This is a genomic window from Candidatus Coatesbacteria bacterium, assembly GCA_014728225.1.
In the GTDB taxonomy this organism is placed as follows: Bacteria; RBG-13-66-14; RBG-13-66-14; order RBG-13-66-14; family RBG-13-66-14; genus WJLX01.
In genome coordinates, this window is record WJLX01000116.1 from 1 (window position 1) to 15210 (window position 15210).

The 15210-nt window shown below is 64.7% G+C and carries 14 protein-coding genes; 2 read left to right on the forward strand and 12 right to left on the reverse strand.

Annotated features, from left to right (window positions below):
• Positions 1–177: 177 nt before the first annotated feature.
• The 12 genes from GF399_08190 to GF399_08245 all read right to left on the reverse strand — a co-directional run bounded on the left by GF399_08190 (position 178) and on the right by GF399_08245 (position 12450).
• A complete protein-coding gene (locus GF399_08190; GenBank protein MBD3400297.1) occupies positions 178–1524 on the reverse strand; it encodes a hypothetical protein in 1347 nt (448 codons plus the stop codon).
• On the reverse strand, positions 1521–2954 hold the full coding sequence (locus GF399_08195) for a TldD/PmbA family protein (protein MBD3400298.1): 1434 nt from the start codon (positions 2952–2954) through the stop codon (positions 1521–1523). Before GF399_08195 ends, GF399_08190 begins: the two co-directional genes overlap by 4 nt.
• Positions 2955–3123: 169 nt before the next feature.
• Positions 3124–4230 (reverse strand): HigA family addiction module antidote protein, encoded by a 1107-nt coding sequence (locus tag GF399_08200; GenBank protein MBD3400299.1) that lies wholly within the window; start codon positions 4228–4230, stop codon positions 3124–3126.
• The gene (locus tag GF399_08205; GenBank protein ID MBD3400300.1) at positions 4220–4522 is read right to left on the reverse strand and encodes a plasmid maintenance system killer; all 303 of its coding nucleotides are present in this window, start codon (positions 4520–4522) and stop codon (positions 4220–4222) included. The genes GF399_08200 and GF399_08205 overlap by 11 nt, the downstream gene beginning before the upstream one ends.
• Positions 4523–4964: 442 nt before the next feature.
• Entirely contained in the window at positions 4965–6425 is a 1461-nt protein-coding gene (gltA, locus tag GF399_08210; protein ID MBD3400301.1) for an NADPH-dependent glutamate synthase, read from the reverse strand.
• On the reverse strand, positions 6422–7267 hold the full coding sequence (locus GF399_08215; GenBank protein ID MBD3400302.1) for a sulfide/dihydroorotate dehydrogenase-like FAD/NAD-binding protein: 846 nt from the start codon (positions 7265–7267) through the stop codon (positions 6422–6424). The genes gltA and GF399_08215 overlap by 4 nt, the downstream gene beginning before the upstream one ends.
• Positions 7268–7312: 45 nt before the next feature.
• Complete coding sequence (locus GF399_08220) at positions 7313–7900, reverse strand: nucleoside-diphosphate kinase (GenBank protein MBD3400303.1); 588 nt, start codon at positions 7898–7900, stop codon at positions 7313–7315.
• A gap of 239 nt (positions 7901–8139) precedes the next feature.
• Entirely contained in the window at positions 8140–8748 is a 609-nt protein-coding gene (locus GF399_08225; GenBank protein MBD3400304.1) for a 2-oxoacid:ferredoxin oxidoreductase subunit gamma, read from the reverse strand.
• 24 nt (positions 8749–8772) lie between these two features.
• A complete protein-coding gene (locus tag GF399_08230; protein MBD3400305.1) occupies positions 8773–9615 on the reverse strand; it encodes a 2-oxoacid:ferredoxin oxidoreductase subunit beta in 843 nt (280 codons plus the stop codon).
• 121 nt (positions 9616–9736) lie between these two features.
• Positions 9737–11017, reverse strand: a complete 1281-nt coding sequence (locus GF399_08235; protein MBD3400306.1) for a 2-oxoacid:acceptor oxidoreductase subunit alpha — start codon at positions 11015–11017, stop codon at positions 9737–9739.
• Positions 10905–11273 (reverse strand): 4Fe-4S dicluster domain-containing protein, encoded by a 369-nt coding sequence (locus GF399_08240; GenBank protein ID MBD3400307.1) that lies wholly within the window; start codon positions 11271–11273, stop codon positions 10905–10907. The genes GF399_08235 and GF399_08240 overlap by 113 nt, the downstream gene beginning before the upstream one ends.
• 1 nt (position 11274) lies before the next feature.
• Positions 11275–12450, reverse strand: a complete 1176-nt coding sequence (locus GF399_08245) for a GTPase Era (protein MBD3400308.1) — start codon at positions 12448–12450, stop codon at positions 11275–11277.
• Between the two features lie 354 nt (positions 12451–12804).
• Here GF399_08245 and GF399_08250 point away from each other — a divergent pair, with 354 nt between their 5' ends.
• Positions 12805–13998: a hypothetical protein gene (locus GF399_08250; protein MBD3400309.1), complete on the forward strand. Its 1194-nt coding sequence runs from the start codon at positions 12805–12807 to the stop codon at positions 13996–13998.
• 184 nt (positions 13999–14182) lie between these two features.
• On the forward strand, positions 14183–15169 hold the full coding sequence (locus tag GF399_08255; GenBank protein MBD3400310.1) for a DUF4388 domain-containing protein: 987 nt from the start codon (positions 14183–14185) through the stop codon (positions 15167–15169).
• The last annotated feature ends 41 nt before the right edge of the window (positions 15170–15210 follow it).

Sequence of the window (15210 nt, forward strand, 5' to 3'; positions counted from 1 at the left end):
CGGCCGACCCCAACCGCCCGTTGTCATACCGTCTGACCCTCACGAATCGAAGACAAACGAGGGCCGGCGTGTGTTTTTGCCCGAAGACCTCCCGCCACGGGAGGTCTTCGGTATGCAAAAACCATGACGGCCCGGCAGGCGGGATTTAAACCCCCGCCGCTCAACGTATGCCTCTCGCTAGAAATCCGTCGCGCTGGTGAAGTGGAAGTCATTGATCTTGACCGGCGGCACCCGGATGGCCGAGAAGTCGCCGGTGATCAGCTCGGTGTCGGCGCCGATGGCTTCCATTCGGCTGAAGGCCCGCACCATCGACTCGGTGAAGCGCAGGTTCTTGACCGGGCGCGAGATCTTGCCGTCCTCGATCAGGAAGGTTCCGTCCCGGGTCATCCCGGTGAAGACCAGCTCGAGGGGGTTGAGGAAGGGGTTGATGTAGTGGAAGTGGGTGACGAGCAATCCGCGCTTCGTCGAGGTGATCATCTCCTCGAGGGTGCTCGAGCCGGGGGCCATGAACAGGTTCAGCGGGATGGAGCCGAAGGTGGCTCCGGCGGGCAGGCCGTGGCCCGTCGACTCGCCGTCGACCAGCTTGGCGCTCACCAGATCGTGCACGACGTTCTTGAAGACGCCGTTCTCGACCAGAACCACCCGCTGCTTGGGCATCCCCTGGAAATCGAAGGGGGTGGGTTTGCCCGCGGGATCGTGGGCGTCATCGACGAGGGTGAAGTTATCGCCGAAGATCTTCTGGCCCAGCTTCTGGGCGGCGATCGAACGCCCCTCGGCGTAGGCCAGGCCGTTGAAGGCCATGAAGGAAATGGTCCGGATCAGGTCGGCGACCCCGTGGGGCTCGACGACGATGTCGTAGGCCCCGGGCTCCAGCTCACTGGGATGTTGGCCACGGAAGGCCTTGTCCACGGCGCGACGTCCGACGGCGGCGGCGTCGAGCTTGCCGGCGTCCTTGTCGTCGGCGGCGGCGAAACCCGCCGAAGTCTCACTGAGAATGGTGGTGTTGACCGCGGCGTGGGTGTAGCTGTGGTAGGCCCGCAGCCCATGGGAGTTGGCCAGGCCGAACTCGCCGGTGGTCGTGGAGTAGGCGCCCGAGGCGTCGAAGCCGTGCTCGTCGGCGGCGGCGATGATCCGCCCGACAGCGGCGGCCCGCTCCAGGGGCTCGCAGCGGTGGGTCCGCTCGACGAAGGCCTCGACCTCCGGATACTCCCGGGGTCCGGGCATCCCCGGGTAGCGTTCGCTCTTGGGGATCAGGCGTGAAGCGGCAACGGCATCCTCGACGGCGCGCTCCAGCCCCTCCGAAGACAGGTCGTTGGTCGTCGCCAGGCCGATGCGGCTGTCGTCGGTAACGGCGCGCACGGTCAGCGCGACCTCGTCCTTGTTGATGCTCTGATGGATGTAGGAGTTGGCGAAGCGGGTGAGGTTGGTCGAGTTCGAGAACAGGGTGGCCTCGAGCTCGTCGGCGCCACCGTGGGAGACGACGCGCTCCATCAGTGCCAGCGCTTTGTCCTTGCCGATCATCATTTGGCAACACCTACCTTGACGCCGCGGAAGCGGGCCGGCGGGGTTCCGTGGCTGATGCGCATCACCTGCATCGGCTCGCCCTTGCCGCAGTTGGGGGTGCCCCAGAGCTTCCAGCTCGCTGCGTTGCCGATACCGTCGCAGGAGCCCCAGAAGCGCGGGGTCTTGTCGGCGTAGAAGATGTTCTTGACCACGGCGCCCAGCTTGCCGTTCTCGATCCGCCGGGCGTACTCGACGCCGAACTGGAAGTTGAGCCGCTTGTCGTCGATCGACCAGCTCTTGTTGGTCACCAGGTAATAGCCCTTGTCGACACCGGCGATCAGCTCCTCGGGTGAGTGCTCGCCCGGCTCCAGACAGATGTTGGTCATCCGGCAGATGGGGAAGTCGCTCCAGCTCTGCGCCCGGGCGGCGCCGTGGGAGCGCCCGCCGTAGACGTGCGCCGTGTCCCTGGTCGACAGGTAGTCGCAGAAGACGCCGTCCTTGACAACGTAGAACTTCTGCGCCGGGACGCCCTCGTCGTCGAAGGCGCAGTAGCCCAGGGAGTGGGGGATGCTGGCGTCGGCGTAGATATTGACCAGGGGCGAGCCGTAGATGAAACTGCCGCGCTTGTCCGTGGTCAGGAAGCTGGTGCCGGCGAAGCTGGCCTCCTGGCCCAGCACCCGGTCGAGCTCGACGGCGTGGCCGCAGCTCTCGTGGATCTGCAGCATCATCTGCGAGCCGTCGATGACCAGGTCCGCCTCGCCCTCGTCGGGCTCATCGGCGTCCAGCAGCTCCAGGACCTCCTTGGCGCACCGGGGCGCGTTCTCGACCAGCTTCATCTCCAGAACGTGCTCCCAGCCGCGGGACTGGTGGAAGCCGCGGGCCGAGTCCGGGTAGCTGCGGCGTTGCATCTCGTTGCCGCGTACCGCCGTACAACTGATCCCGGCGCCGCATTCGACCTTGCGCTGCTCGATCTCCGAACCGATCGAACTGACGAATACCTTGTGCGTCTCTCTGGCGTGAATAAAACCCTCAGCGATCTTGATCTCGTCGGCGATGCGCAGGGCCTCGGTGGCCTCCAGCAACAGGTCGACCTTCTTGTCGAGGGGGACGTCGAAGGGCTGGATCTCGTAGGGCGCCGGCCAGTAACCGACGTAGGCCTCGAGCTCATCGAGGATCAGCCCGCCGCGCTGCACCGTGGACGCCGCCTTGGCGATTCCCAGGGCCCGGGCCGCCGTGCGGCGCAGCTCCTCGGGCGTCAGCAGGTTCGTCGAGGCGAAGCCGTAGGCTCCATCCCAGACCACCCGCACGCCGACGCCGCGGTCACGGCCGCGGTCCGCGTTGTTGACCGCGCCGTTCTTGACCGAGACGTCCTCGGTGCGCAGGTCCTGGTAACGGGCCTCCGCGTACGGGGCGCCGAAGCGGACCGCATGGTCCACCGCGACCTTCAACAGGGCCTTGATCAAGGCGCCTCCTTTCCGTGGGATGATGATTGCCAAACCGCCGCCGATGATAGGACGGCGGACGGGGGTTGTCAATGATAGAGTATCTTAGAGATACATAAAAGGCCGACACACCGTCGACCCTGGATGGGCTGGTCTGGGGGAACCCGGGGCGGCTTCGCTAAGCCGTGTGCTCGATAGACGCCCCTATAATCTTGCTTCTTAGCTCGTTACGCCATTGATGTCTTAGCAGTTTTTCGTGCTGCAACCTGCCGACAACAATCCCGGGGTGAACGTTAATCATACCCGCAAACGCTCTGATCTCGGTAGCTGAGTAATACTCGGTCTGCTCGGTGAACGAACTGTACTCCTCCGGCGGGATCAAGGTGTCGGCGGCAAACCGATCCGCTTCGTGTTCCAACTCCGCGGAGTGCGAGACCTCCTGTTCGAAATCCAGATAGGTCTCCCGGGACTGATGAAGCACCAAATGCCCCAGCTCATGCAACAGGCTGAACCATAAAATATCAGCCCAGCGATAACGCAGCGAGAGCATGACGATTCTCTTCGCGGATGACAGGGCAAATGTCGCCCCCTGGACGTAGGTTTTCGGTAGGTGGGGGACGATCACCAGCACAACGCCGACCTCGGCCAGTAGCTCTTTTAACTGTGGTAAGAAAGAGTCGGGAGTTTGTCTGGAGAGGGGGGGCAGCTTGGGTATCAGACGCTCCAGCTTGCGCTTATTGTATGACGGTGTATCAACTCCTTCGGCTTGCAATACTCCCAGTTGAAGCCAGGCGGCGGTCGCCTCAGCTGAGCGTTTCCCTCCCGATGCGCCAAGGCGGAAAGCCGGCGCATAGCGGTCGATTGAAGATACCAGCATCAGTGAGCTGACATTGAAGAAACGGCGCAGGGCCTTGACTTTGTCTATCGCCCTGGTCACCTTATCAAGCACTCCGCGCTTGAGCAGTTCGGCATAGCAGAAGCGTGTAATGAGCTTTTGTTCCTGTTCAAGCTGTGCTCTTTCCGCATTCCGTGCGAGAACGAGACGATACTCATCTTCGAGCCTCAACCATATGTGAGCGGGCACGCCGACGACATCTTCCAGTTGAAGAGCAGTCTGCGGAGTAATTGCCTTCTTGCCGTTGAATATCTGGCTCAGTTTGGGTGCCGGTCGTTCGAGGCGCTGCGACAACTCCTTCTTCGTCCAACCCAGCTCTTCCAGGACCTCTTCGAGGTACTCGCCGGGCGGGACAGCCAAATCGGAATGCAGCTCATTGCTAATCCCCATAATGCTTGCTCACCTCCTCGATACGGACGATCTCTAGTCCTTCTCCCTGCAAAGTGAAAACAAGACGATAGCGGCCGATCAGGGTTATGGCCCACTGGCCTTGTCGATCACCCTTGAGTTGATGGCAGTGGAGAACCGGCATCCTTTTCAACTCTTCGATGTCCTTGGCGACCTTAATGATATTGATGCGTAAGACATACCTTCCGGCAGCCTTCTCTCCATAGGCACGTATTGCTTTTTTTGATTGCTGGTATTGTTTTTGAAGTTTCTTCGTCCTGAACTCTACCTGCACTTCATAAGCCTCCTTTGCTTGTTTGCTCAATCTTATACTGCCATCATAATGTAAAACTCCCGACCTGTCAAGAATGTTTTACCCAAAGGGTAAATTATATCCTGCGCCCAGTTGTTGGTTGCCCCGTCGTTAACAGCATCGGCGGTGGCGCGGTTCTTGCCCGAGGTTTTCGCTCCCCGAAAACCTCGGCTCGCAAGAACCGTGACGCCGCCGGGGGCGGAGACACAGCGCACCCGCCGGACCCGGCACGGTTCTTGCATTCGCGGCGGACCTGTCGGTCCGCCGCGGCAAGAACGCGCGCCGGGCCCGTCCCATGTCCGCGCGTGCACGGACGGTTGCCGGTGGTATGCAAAGGGGCCGCCCCGCGGGTCGGCCCCTTTTTGGGGTGGGTTCGCAGCTGGGGCGTTCGCCGGCGACTAGTGCCGGCGGTTCGTTACAGCGGTTAGTCCTCGAAGCTGGGCCAGTCGTCGTCGGACATCGAGCCCTCGAGGTAGTCGTGGATGCCCCGGGCGGCCACCTTACCGGCGCCCATGGCTTCGATGACGGTGGCGGCGCCGGTGACGATGTCCCCGCCGGCGAAGACGCCGGGGATGCTGGTGCGCCCGGCCTGGTCGGCCTTGATGTTGCCCCATTTGTTGACCCTGAGCTCCGGGGTGGCGTCGGGCAGCAGGGGGTTTGGTCCGTTGCCGATGGCCACGATGAAGCAATCGATGTCGAGGACGAATTCGGAGCCCTCGATGGGCACGGGGCGGCGGCGGCCCGAGGAGTCGGGTTCGCCGAGCTCCATCTTGATGCACTTGAGGCCCTTGACCCAGCCCTTGTCGTCTCCGAGGATGGCGATCGGGTTCTGCAGGAGGCGGAAATCGACGCCCTCTTCCTTGGCGTGCTCCATCTCCTCGTCGCGGGCGGGCATCTGTTCCCAGGAGCGGCGGTAGACGATGTAGACGTTGTCGGCGCCGAGGCGCAGGGCGGTGCGGGCCGAGTCCATGGCCACGTTACCGCCGCCGACGACGGCGGTGTTGGTGCCGACCCAGGTCGGGGTGTCGTAGTGGTCGGGATCGTAGGCGCGCATCAGGTTGGCCCGGGTGAGGAACTCATTGGCGGAGTAGACGCCGTTGAGGTTCTCGCCCTCGATCTTCATGAACCAGGGCAGCCCGGCGCCGGTGCCGATGTAGAAGGCTTCGAAGTCTTCCTCTTCGCGCATCTCGGCCAGTGTCCAGACGTTGCCGATAACCATGTTGTAGTGGAAGTGGACGCCCAGCTTCTCGAGGTAGCGGGTCTCGCGATCGAGGATGGCTTTGGGCAGGCGGAACTCGGGGATGCCGTAGCGCAGCACGCCGCCGGAGGCGTGGAAGGCCTCGTAGACGTGGACCTCATAGCCCAGCAGGGCCAGGTCTCCGGCGCAGGTCATCCCGCCGGGGCCGCAGCCGATGACGGCGACCTTGTGGCCGTTGGGCGGGGCGGTCTGGGGGATCGGTGGTTCACCCTGTTCGGCCTCCCAGTCGGCGACGAAGCGCTCGAGGCGGCCGATGGCCACGGGTTGGCCCTTCTTGCTGCGGACGCAGAGCTCCTCGCACTGGGTTTCCTGGGGGCAGACGCGGCCGCAGACCGCGGGCAGGGCGTTGGTTTTCTTGATGGTGCTGACAGCGGTCTGGAAGTCGTTCTCCTGGACGGCCTTGATGAACCCTGGGATATCGATCTCGACGGGGCAGCCCTTGACGCAGGGAGCGGTCTTGCACTGCAGACAGCGCCAGGCTTCCTTGACGGCCATCTCGGCGGTGTAGCCGTAGGGGACTTCCTTGAAGTTGCGGGCGCGCTCCTCGGGCTCCTGCTCGGGCATGGGCGTCTTATCGAGCTGCTTGACGCCGGCGAGTTTGCGTTGTTTGCGTTCCTCGTCGGTCATTTTCCGGCCTCCTCCTTGAGGTAACGCTCGAGGGCGCATTGCTCTTCCTCGACGTAGCGGCGTTGCCGCGCCATCATCTCGTTGAAGTCGATCTCTTCACCGCGCATCTCGGGGCCGTCGACGCAGGCGAACTTGACCTCGTCGCCGACGCTGACCCGGCAGGAACCGCACATCCCGGTGCCGTCGACCATGATCGTGTTGAGGCTGACGTAGCAGGGGACGCCGTAGGGTTTGACGAGGTCGCGGCAGACTTTCATCATGATCGGCGGACCGATGGCCAGCACCAGGTCGTAGTCGGTGGATTCGTCGAGGACCTGCGTGAGGACGTCGGAGACGAAGCCGTGGTGCCCGTAGGAGCCGTCGTCGGTGCAGATGTGCAGCTTGTCCGAGGCCTGGCGGATCTCGTCCTCGAGGATCAGGATGTCCTTGGAGCGGGCGCCGATGATGCTGGTGACCTCGAGGCCGGCGTCGTGGAATTCGCGCACCTTGGGCAGCAGCGGCGCGTTGCCGATCCCGCCGCCGACGCCGATCACGCGGCCGTGCCCGCCGTCGGTCATCTCGTTGTGATAGGCGCCCAGGGGGCCGATGAAGTCGATCAGCTCGTCGCCCTCTTTGAGCTTACCGAGCTGGATGGTGGTCTTGCCCACCTCCTCGAAGATGATAGTCACGGTGCCGGCCTCGGCGTCGTGATCGACCATCGTCAAGGGGATGCGCTCGCCGGTCTCGTCGATGCGCAACATGATGAACTGACCGGGTTTGATTTTACGGGCCACCAGCGGCGCCTCGATGACGTAGCGCTTGATGTCCGGTCCCAGGACCTCGGTACTGACGATCTTGAACAAGGTCTACCCCCGGGGGTTGGGTTGGTGGAAGTCCGGCGACGGGACCTAGGTGGGGTCCTCGCCGAAGATGATCTCGATCTCGCGGATGGCCGACTCCTCGGAGTCACTGCCGTGGACGGTGTTGCGGCGGATGGTCTCGCCGTAGGCGAAGCGGATGGTTCCCGGGGCGGCCTCGTTGGGGTCTGTGTCTCCCATCACGCGGCGGGAGCGGCGGATGGCGCCGACGCCCTCCAGGATCCCGGCGACGATGGGCCCCGAGGTGATGTAGGTGATCAGTTCGTTGTAGAAGGGCCGCTCGTGGTGGACAGCGTAGAACACCTCGGCCAGCTCCCGGCTCATGGTCATCATCTTCAGGGCGGTGATGTGCAGACCGGCCTTCTCGAAGGAGGCCAGGCACTCACCGACGAGATTGCGCGCCACGCCGTCGGGCTTGATCAGGATCAGGGTCCGGTGCACGGGATCCTCCAGTGCGGGGCGGGAGCCCGCCGGAACGGCGGCCCCGGAGATTATCGACTTACGTGCGTTGCGATGGAGGCGGGGCAAGCTCGACGGCGGCCGGGTCGCCCGGACCGTCAAAGGACGCCCCCGTGGCGGCGGGCGTCGTTTTCGCCGGGAAGCCCATTGCCGCGGCATCGTCGTCGGGGTTGTGCAGGGCGTGGAGGCCCGTGGGCACCTCCCCGCGAATGTGCGGCTATTCTAACATCCACCGCGGCCGTCGGCAACGGAGCCCCTTCTTGGCGGTTTCACCAGCCGCGGCCGTCGGCAACGGAGCCCCTTCTTGGCGGCTTCGCCAGCCGCGGCCGTCGGCAACGGAGCCCCTTCTTGGCGGCTTCGCCAGCCGCGGCCGTCGGCCATGCAACTGCGGCGAACCCCTAGAGGGTCGGACTGATGAAACCGTCGCGGCGGCGATGCTCCTCCAGAGCCGCCCGGCCCTCCTCGTAACCCATCTTGAGTGCCCGCTCGTTGAGCCGCAGGAAGCGCCGGGGCAGGTTCTCCTCGACGGCGGTCTCCAGGGCCTTGCGCTCGATGATTTCGGTCACCGCGACCATATAGGCCAGGGCCATGATATTGGCGACGACGGGATTGCCCAGCTTGTCGCGGCAGGCGAAGGTGAAGGGCAGGCTGTAGAAATCATCGGTGGGGCGCTCGTTGACGTAGCTGGAATCGACGATCAGCGTGCCCTCGGGCTTGAGGTCCGGGAAGTATTTGTCGCAGGAGTCCTGATTGAGAGCCACCAACACGTCGATGCGCTGGGGCTTGAGATTGTTGATCGGCTCGTCGGCGATGCAGACCTGGCTGCGGGCCGAGCCGCCGCGGGCCTCGGGACCGTAGCTTTGGGTCTGGAGGACGATCTTGTCCTCGTAGACACCGGCGGCCAGGGCCAGGATGCGACCCGAGGTCATCAGCCCCTGACCGCCCGAACCGGCGAAACGGATGACGGTCATCTGGGTGCCGTGGGTGATGGTGCCGTTGCCGTACATGAAGGTCTCCTCTTCCTGAAACGCTTACTCGGCGGAACCGACGCGGCGCTGAAGGTCGGCATAGACAGCGCTGAACTCGGGTCGCTCGTCGTCGACGAACAGGCCGGTGAGGAACTGGCCTTCCTCGAGCTCGTGGGCCGGATCGGCGGCTTTCTTCTTCTCGTAACCCGCCAGGGGAACGGAAAGCTCCTTCTCCCGGCGCATCATCTCGACGGGGCCCTTGAAGCCGTTGCGCCGTCCGGCGGTGGTGTAGCAGTGGCTGACCACCTCGACGACGCTGAAGCCCGGCTTCTCGATGGCCCGGGTGAAATACTTGGTCATCTGGGCGGCGTGGTAGCTGGTGGTGCGGGCCACGTAGGTCGCCCCGGCTCCCCGGGAGAGTTCGCAGATGTCGAAGGGCGGCTCGACCATGCCGTAGGGCGCCGTGGTGGCCTTCATCCCGGGATGGGTAGTCGGCGAATACTGGCCGCCGGTCATGCCGTAGATGTTGTTGTTGGCGATGACCGCCGTGATGTCCAGGTTGCGTCGGGCGGTGTGGATGAAGTGGTTGCCGCCGATGGCCGTGGCGTCACCGTCGCCCATCGCCGCGATCACGTGGAGCTCGGGGTTGGCCAGCTTGATCCCCGTGGCGAAGGCCAGGGCGCGGCCGTGGGTGCCGTGGAGGGTGTTGAAATCGGCATAGACCGGCATCCGCCCCGTACAGCCGATGCCGGAGACCAGGACCACCTCGTCCTGGTCCAGACCGAGCTGATCGACGGCGCGGATCAGCGAGCCCATGATGATCCCCAGGCTGCACCCCGGGCACCAGACGCTGGGGAATTTCTTCCTGGTTCGCAGGTAGGACAGGGTCTGTGCTTTGCGAGGCATGGAATCGGCTCCGCTGTTATCCCGACGGCGGTCCTGACGCGAGGCGCACGGTTCGGGGTTGGCTGAAATGTCACTGCACGCACGGGGTTCGGTGGCGGCCTTGAGGGCTCCCGCCGGCGGGCTAGATGATCAACTGATCGTCGTCGTCCTTCAAGTCCAGGCTGTGGGCGATGATCTGCTCGGCCACCCGGTAGGGGTTGAACAGCTCACCGTCGATGCGGTTGATGGGGAAGACGTTGGCCCGTCCGCGGTTGACCCGCTCGACCTCCCGGCCGATCTGGCCCATGTTCAGTTCGGGGACGACGACGAGGTCGGCCTGGTCGCAGACCTCGTCGATGGTCTTGACGGGCAGGGGCCAGAGGGTCTTGAGGCGCAGCATGCCGCAGCGGATACCCTCCTGGCGCACGGCGTAGAGGGTGCGCTTGCAGACCCGGGCGGTGCAGCCGTAGGCGATGATGACCACTTCGGCGTCTTCGAGATAGATACTCTCGGTCAGGCAGACGTCGTCGGCGTGGAGCAGTTTGGTGCCCAGGTGGGTGAGCATCTTCTCGCTCTCGTCGGTCCGGCTGGTGGGGAAGCCGCTCTCGTCGTGGGTCAGCCCGGTGACGTGGTAGCGGTAGCCGCGGCCGAAGGGTATCAGCGGGGCGAAGTTGTGGACGCCGAAGTCGTAGGGCTTGTACCAGTCGGGGGGGATCTCGGCGACCTCCTCCCGGGCGATCACGGGCAGATCGCCGGGCAGGGGCAGCTCGATGACCTCGTGCATGTGGCCGATGGTCTCGTCGGAGAGCAGCACCACGGGGGTGCGGTACTTCTCGGACAGGTTGAAGGCCTCGATGGTCAGCAGGAAGCACTCCTGGACCGAGTCCGGCGAGAGGACGATGATCGGATGGTCGCCGTGGGTGCCCCAGCGGGCCTGCATGACGTCGGCCTGGGAGACCTTGGTGGGCAGACCGGTGGAGGGTCCGCCGCGCATGACGTCGGCGATGACGCAGGGGATCTCGGTGATGGCGGCGTAGCCCAGGTTCTCCTGCATCAGGGAAAAGCCGGGTCCCGAGGTGGCGGTCATCGACTTGGCGCCGGCGATGGAGGCGCCGATGATCGAAGCCATCGAGGCGATCTCGTCCTCCATCTGGATGAAGGTTCCGCCGCGCTTGGGCAGCTCCCGGGACATCAGCTCGGCGATCTCCGTAGACGGGGTGATCGGGTAGCCGCCGAAGAAGTTGCAACCGGCGTAGAGCGCGCCGTGGGCCACGGCCTCGTTGCCCGAGGTGAACAGCAGACGCTCGTTGTTAGCCTTGGTCTTCTTGTTGGCCACGGTCGGACTCCTTGTCGGCGTTGGCGGCTTCTTTCTTCTCGTCGGGGTCGGGTTTCCCGTCGGCCGGGGGACTGTCGGCCGCGCCATCCTCGGCGGGTTTGCGCTCCTTGTCCTTCCCGCCCTGCTTAGCCTTCTCCTTGGGCTTGACCGAGACGGCGAAGTCGGGGCAGAGCTGCTCGCACAATCGGCACTGGATGCAGCGCTGCGGGTGGGCGACGTAGGCCTTGCCGTGGTGGCTTAGGGCCAGAACGTCCTTGGGGCAGAAGCTGACGCAGATGCCGCAGCCCTTGCACCACTCTTCGAAAACGCGAACGGGACGGGTCTCCAGTTCCTGTTTGGTCATCTCAACCCTTCCGGCGGTAGCCGAACTCGCGCAGGGCGTTCTCGTCCTTGCGCCACTTCGGTTTGACCTTGACACGCAGGTCCAGATAGACTTTGGTGTCCAGCAGCTTTTCCAGGCGCTTGCGGGCCTGGAAGCCGATCTTGCGCAACTGCGCCCCGCCACGGCCGACGACGATGCCGACCTGGCTGGCCCGCTCGACGTAGAGCCGGGCGGAGATGTAGGTCAGCTCGGGGCTGCGGGGCTTGAAGTTCTCGATAACGGCCTCCAGGGCGTAGGGCACCTCCTGGTGCAGCAGCCCCAGGGCGGCCTCGCGGATGAACTCGGCGGCCAGCTCGCGCAGGGGTTCGGCGGTGACCTGCTCGGCGTCGTAATACAGCGGCCCCGCGGGCATCAGCTCGGCCAAGCGCTTGACGAACTCGGCCAGGCCGCTGCCGGTCAGGGCGCTGGTGAACAGGTAGCCGCCGCCTTCGAGCTCGGGCAGGCCGCTGGGCGGTGCGGCGCCGGCGGCGAGGAGATCCGCCTTGTTGAGCAGGCCCAGGGCCGGCTTGCCGGCTTCACGGACGGTCTCCAGCAGCTCGAGATCGACGGGTCGCAGGTCACCGGCGTCGAGAATGACCACGACGGCGTCGGCCTGGGCCACGGCACCCTTGGCCGTCTGGACCAGGTAACGGCCCAGGTTGTCCTTGGGAACGTGGTAGCCCGGGGTGTCGATGAACACGAGCTGATAGCTCTGGGTGGTGAGGATGCCGCGCAGCCGGCGACGGGTGGTCTGGGGCTTGGGATTGGTGGGGGCGACCCGCTCGCCCAACAGGGCGTTGAGCAGGGTGGATTTGCCAACGTTCGGCCGACCCAGCAAAGCGGCGAAGCCGCTGCGGAAGACGTCGGAGGGCGCCTGTTCACCTGGGGCTGGAGCCTGTTCCATGCCTGATAGCCGGCAGCGCCGTAGGGATGCGCGGGCGTTGGACGCCCGCGTTGCGGAGGCGGGGCGGTTAAAATAAAGGAACGGCGGGGTACCCACCGGCTGTCCGACGGGTTCCCGTGCCGCGCTGGGGCCGAGCCTGAGCAAGACGCTTCGCCCGGTTGTTATGCCTGCCTTCCGGCCTGACTTTTCGGTTTGGACAATAGCAGCGAAAAGGTCGTCGCAGTGGAGGGGGCGGCGAGTGCGCCGGACGCGCATCACCTTCGGTGTAATCCGCCGGTTCAATCCGCCGGTTCAATCCGCCGGTTTAATCCGCCCCGTCCCGCTGGTTCGGTAGGCGCCAAACCGCCGGGAAGTGTAGCATCACGCCTTGTTTTAGTCAACCCGGAGCGGGATTGACTGGACGACGGCCGCAGTGTAGAGTTGCCGAGACCCCGCTCGCCCGGAGCCGTCGATGAGCGACTATCCACCCAGTGTCGACACCGTGCGCCGCCGCCTGCTCGGGCGCCTCGGTCACCTCGCCGACCAATTGAGACCCGGTTTCCTTACCGGGGTGTGCCGCTTATCACTGCGTCCGGGCGCCGTGGACGAGATCGCCGCCGCCGCTGAGTCCTGGTGCCGCGCCTTCATCGAAGATCCCGCCGACGACGAACTCACCCCCCTGCTGGAGCTGTCGGCCGCCGAGCTTTACGGCTCGGGCGTCGACGACTGGCACCCCGCCGCCGACCCCCCGGCGGCCCTGGCGCGCCGCCTGCGCGAAACCGGCGCCCGACGGGTCTGGCTCTGCCGCGGCCAGACGCTGACCCTGAGCGACGGCCGCCGCCTGGTCGAGGTGCTGTCCGCGGCGGGGCTCGAAGCCCGACCCTACGGCACCACCAACCGCTGCCGACCGGCCGAGATCCGCGCCGGTTTCCAGCGCGGCGACGCCCTGCTCTGGGCCGCCGCCGGCGACTTCGCCCTGGGCGGCTTCGTCCACCACCCCGACCCCGGCGAACTCGCCGCCCTGGCCGCCGAACTGCAGGCGCCTCTCGGTCTGCTCTACGACGCCTGGAAGCACCCGCTACCCGGCATCGTCGACGCCCCGACGGCCCTCAATCCGGCCGCCGGGCCCGGCCTGATCAGCGGCTGCGCGGCCCCGCCGCCGGAGACGACCGACCTGCGCCGCCTGTTCATCCACCTCAGACAGCGCCTCGCCGACCTGGAGATGCCGTGAACGATTTCCTGCTCCAGTTGCTGTTCCTGGTGATCATCATCAACCCGGTCAGCCAGGTGATGCTGATCGTCGGCATCGCCGACGAGCACCCGGAACGCGATGTCTCGCGGTTGATCTACTTCGGCAATCTATGGGCCTTCCTGATTACCGCCCTGATAGCCGTCTCCGGAGCCTTTCTCTTTCGCAGCATCTTCCAGGTGGAACTGGCCACCCTGCGCCTGGTCGGAGGGTTGATCCTGGCCGGCATCGGTTACAACCGCATCTCCAAGGGCGTCACCTTCCAGATGTCCAAAGAGCAAAGCCTGCGCGAGGTCGGCGTCGTTCCCTTCGCCGTACCCATGGTCGTCGGTCCGGCCGCCTTCTCCCACGCCGTCACCGTCTCCGCTGAGTTCGGGACCTGGATCGCTCTGGCCGTGGTCTTCGCCGCACTGGCCCTCAACCTCGGCCTGATGCGCCTGACCCTGTTGCTCAAGCGCTGGATCAGCCGCAACGTCGTCAGCGTCAGCATCCGCCTCTCCGGTCTGGTGACGATGACCGTCGGTTTGCAGATGGTCTACGAATCCGTTGTCCAACTGGTGAAAATGGCCCGCTAGGGTTGCCTAAGCCCCTTGTTTTAGCTAAAATATAGAATGGTAGCATTCATTGACGCCCCCGATCCTTCTCCGGCCGTTTTAGGGACGGCAACCCGGCCATCGAGCGACGCCCGACAAGCACACACGAATCGCAACCTGTTAAGCGTGCCCGGAACGGTCGTCTCTCGTCTCCCTGGAGGACCAGATGCTCGAGGGTTCACTCAGCTCCATCGCCCTGGGCTCCGTGTTCCAGCACATCATCGATCAGGGCCTCACCGGCCGCCTGACCATCGAGGCGCCCGACGAGACGCTGAACTACTATTTCGACCGCGGCAAACTGCTCAACGCCACCGAAGACCCCGAAGAAAACGACTCCCGGGGCCTCTTCGACCGCATCAAAGGCTCCTTTCACTTCGACAGCGCCCAGGACGTCGACGTCAAGAACAAAGCCGAGCTGAGCACCTTCCGCTGGGTGATGGATCGCGCCGGTGAAACCACCAACGTCCGGGCCATGCAGTGGGTCCTGCTCTCGCCCTTCGCCATCCCCGTGAACACCGCCGTACCGATCGCCGAACTCAACGACGAGGAGATGCAGATCTCCGCCCTGATCGATGACGAACGCACCATCGCCGACATCATCAAGGTCTCACCCCGCGACGAACTCAGCACCCTGCGCATCCTCTTCGGCTTCACCGTTGCCAACACCATCCGCCTGATCCGCACCTTCGAGGTCGTACGCATCCTCTGCGGGATAATCGACGATTTCGTCACCGCCCTGGGCGGAACACGGATGACCGTCAACGGGGCCGAACGGATGTTCGGCAAGGTCTTGAGCGAAATGATCGTCGTCCACCCCCAACTCGAGTACCTTGAACTCGGCGGCAGCGAAGAAGCCCTCGGCCGCCTGCGCAGCCAGTTCAACCGCGCCGCCGTGGCGATGAAGATCATGGGCGACCTCCTCGAACGCTATTACAAGGCGATCATCGTCTTCCTCGACCCGCGCAAAGTCGAGGACATCCTGCGCAATATCGCCGATAACTACTTCTCCAAGCACCGCAGCCTGGTCAGCGAACTGCGACTCGACGACATGCTCGACCACATTATCAGCGAAAGCACTGAACGCGACCGCGAACAGCTCTGGGCCGATATCGACATGGCAGAGAACCGCAGCACGCTGATCCGCTGGAGCTAGACCCAAGCGACAGCCCGAGCTGAGCGGATTATGGGGAAGGA

Excerpts from the sequence above, each read along its gene's own strand:
- GF399_08230 (MBD3400305.1), bottom strand. The coding sequence starts at position 9,615 with ATGCCTCGCAAAGCACAGACCCTGTCCTACCTGCGAACCAGGAAGAAA.
- GF399_08220 (MBD3400303.1), bottom strand. The coding sequence starts at position 7,900 with ATGCCGCGGCAATGGGCTTCCCGGCGAAAACGACGCCCGCCGCCACGG.
- gltA (MBD3400301.1), bottom strand. The coding sequence starts at position 6,425 with ATGACCGACGAGGAACGCAAACAACGCAAACTCGCCGGCGTCAAGCAG.
- GF399_08245 (MBD3400308.1), bottom strand. The coding sequence starts at position 12,450 with ATGCGCGTCCGGCGCACTCGCCGCCCCCTCCACTGCGACGACCTTTTC.
- GF399_08235 (MBD3400306.1), bottom strand. The coding sequence starts at position 11,017 with ATGGCGCGGCCGACAGTCCCCCGGCCGACGGGAAACCCGACCCCGACG.
- GF399_08240 (MBD3400307.1), bottom strand. The coding sequence starts at position 11,273 with ATGACCAAACAGGAACTGGAGACCCGTCCCGTTCGCGTTTTCGAAGAG.
- GF399_08255 (MBD3400310.1), top strand. The coding sequence starts at position 14,183 with ATGCTCGAGGGTTCACTCAGCTCCATCGCCCTGGGCTCCGTGTTCCAG.
- GF399_08225 (MBD3400304.1), bottom strand. The coding sequence starts at position 8,748 with ATGTACGGCAACGGCACCATCACCCACGGCACCCAGATGACCGTCATC.
- GF399_08200 (MBD3400299.1), bottom strand. The coding sequence starts at position 4,230 with ATGGGGATTAGCAATGAGCTGCATTCCGATTTGGCTGTCCCGCCCGGC.
- GF399_08190 (MBD3400297.1), bottom strand. The coding sequence starts at position 1,524 with ATGATGATCGGCAAGGACAAAGCGCTGGCACTGATGGAGCGCGTCGTC.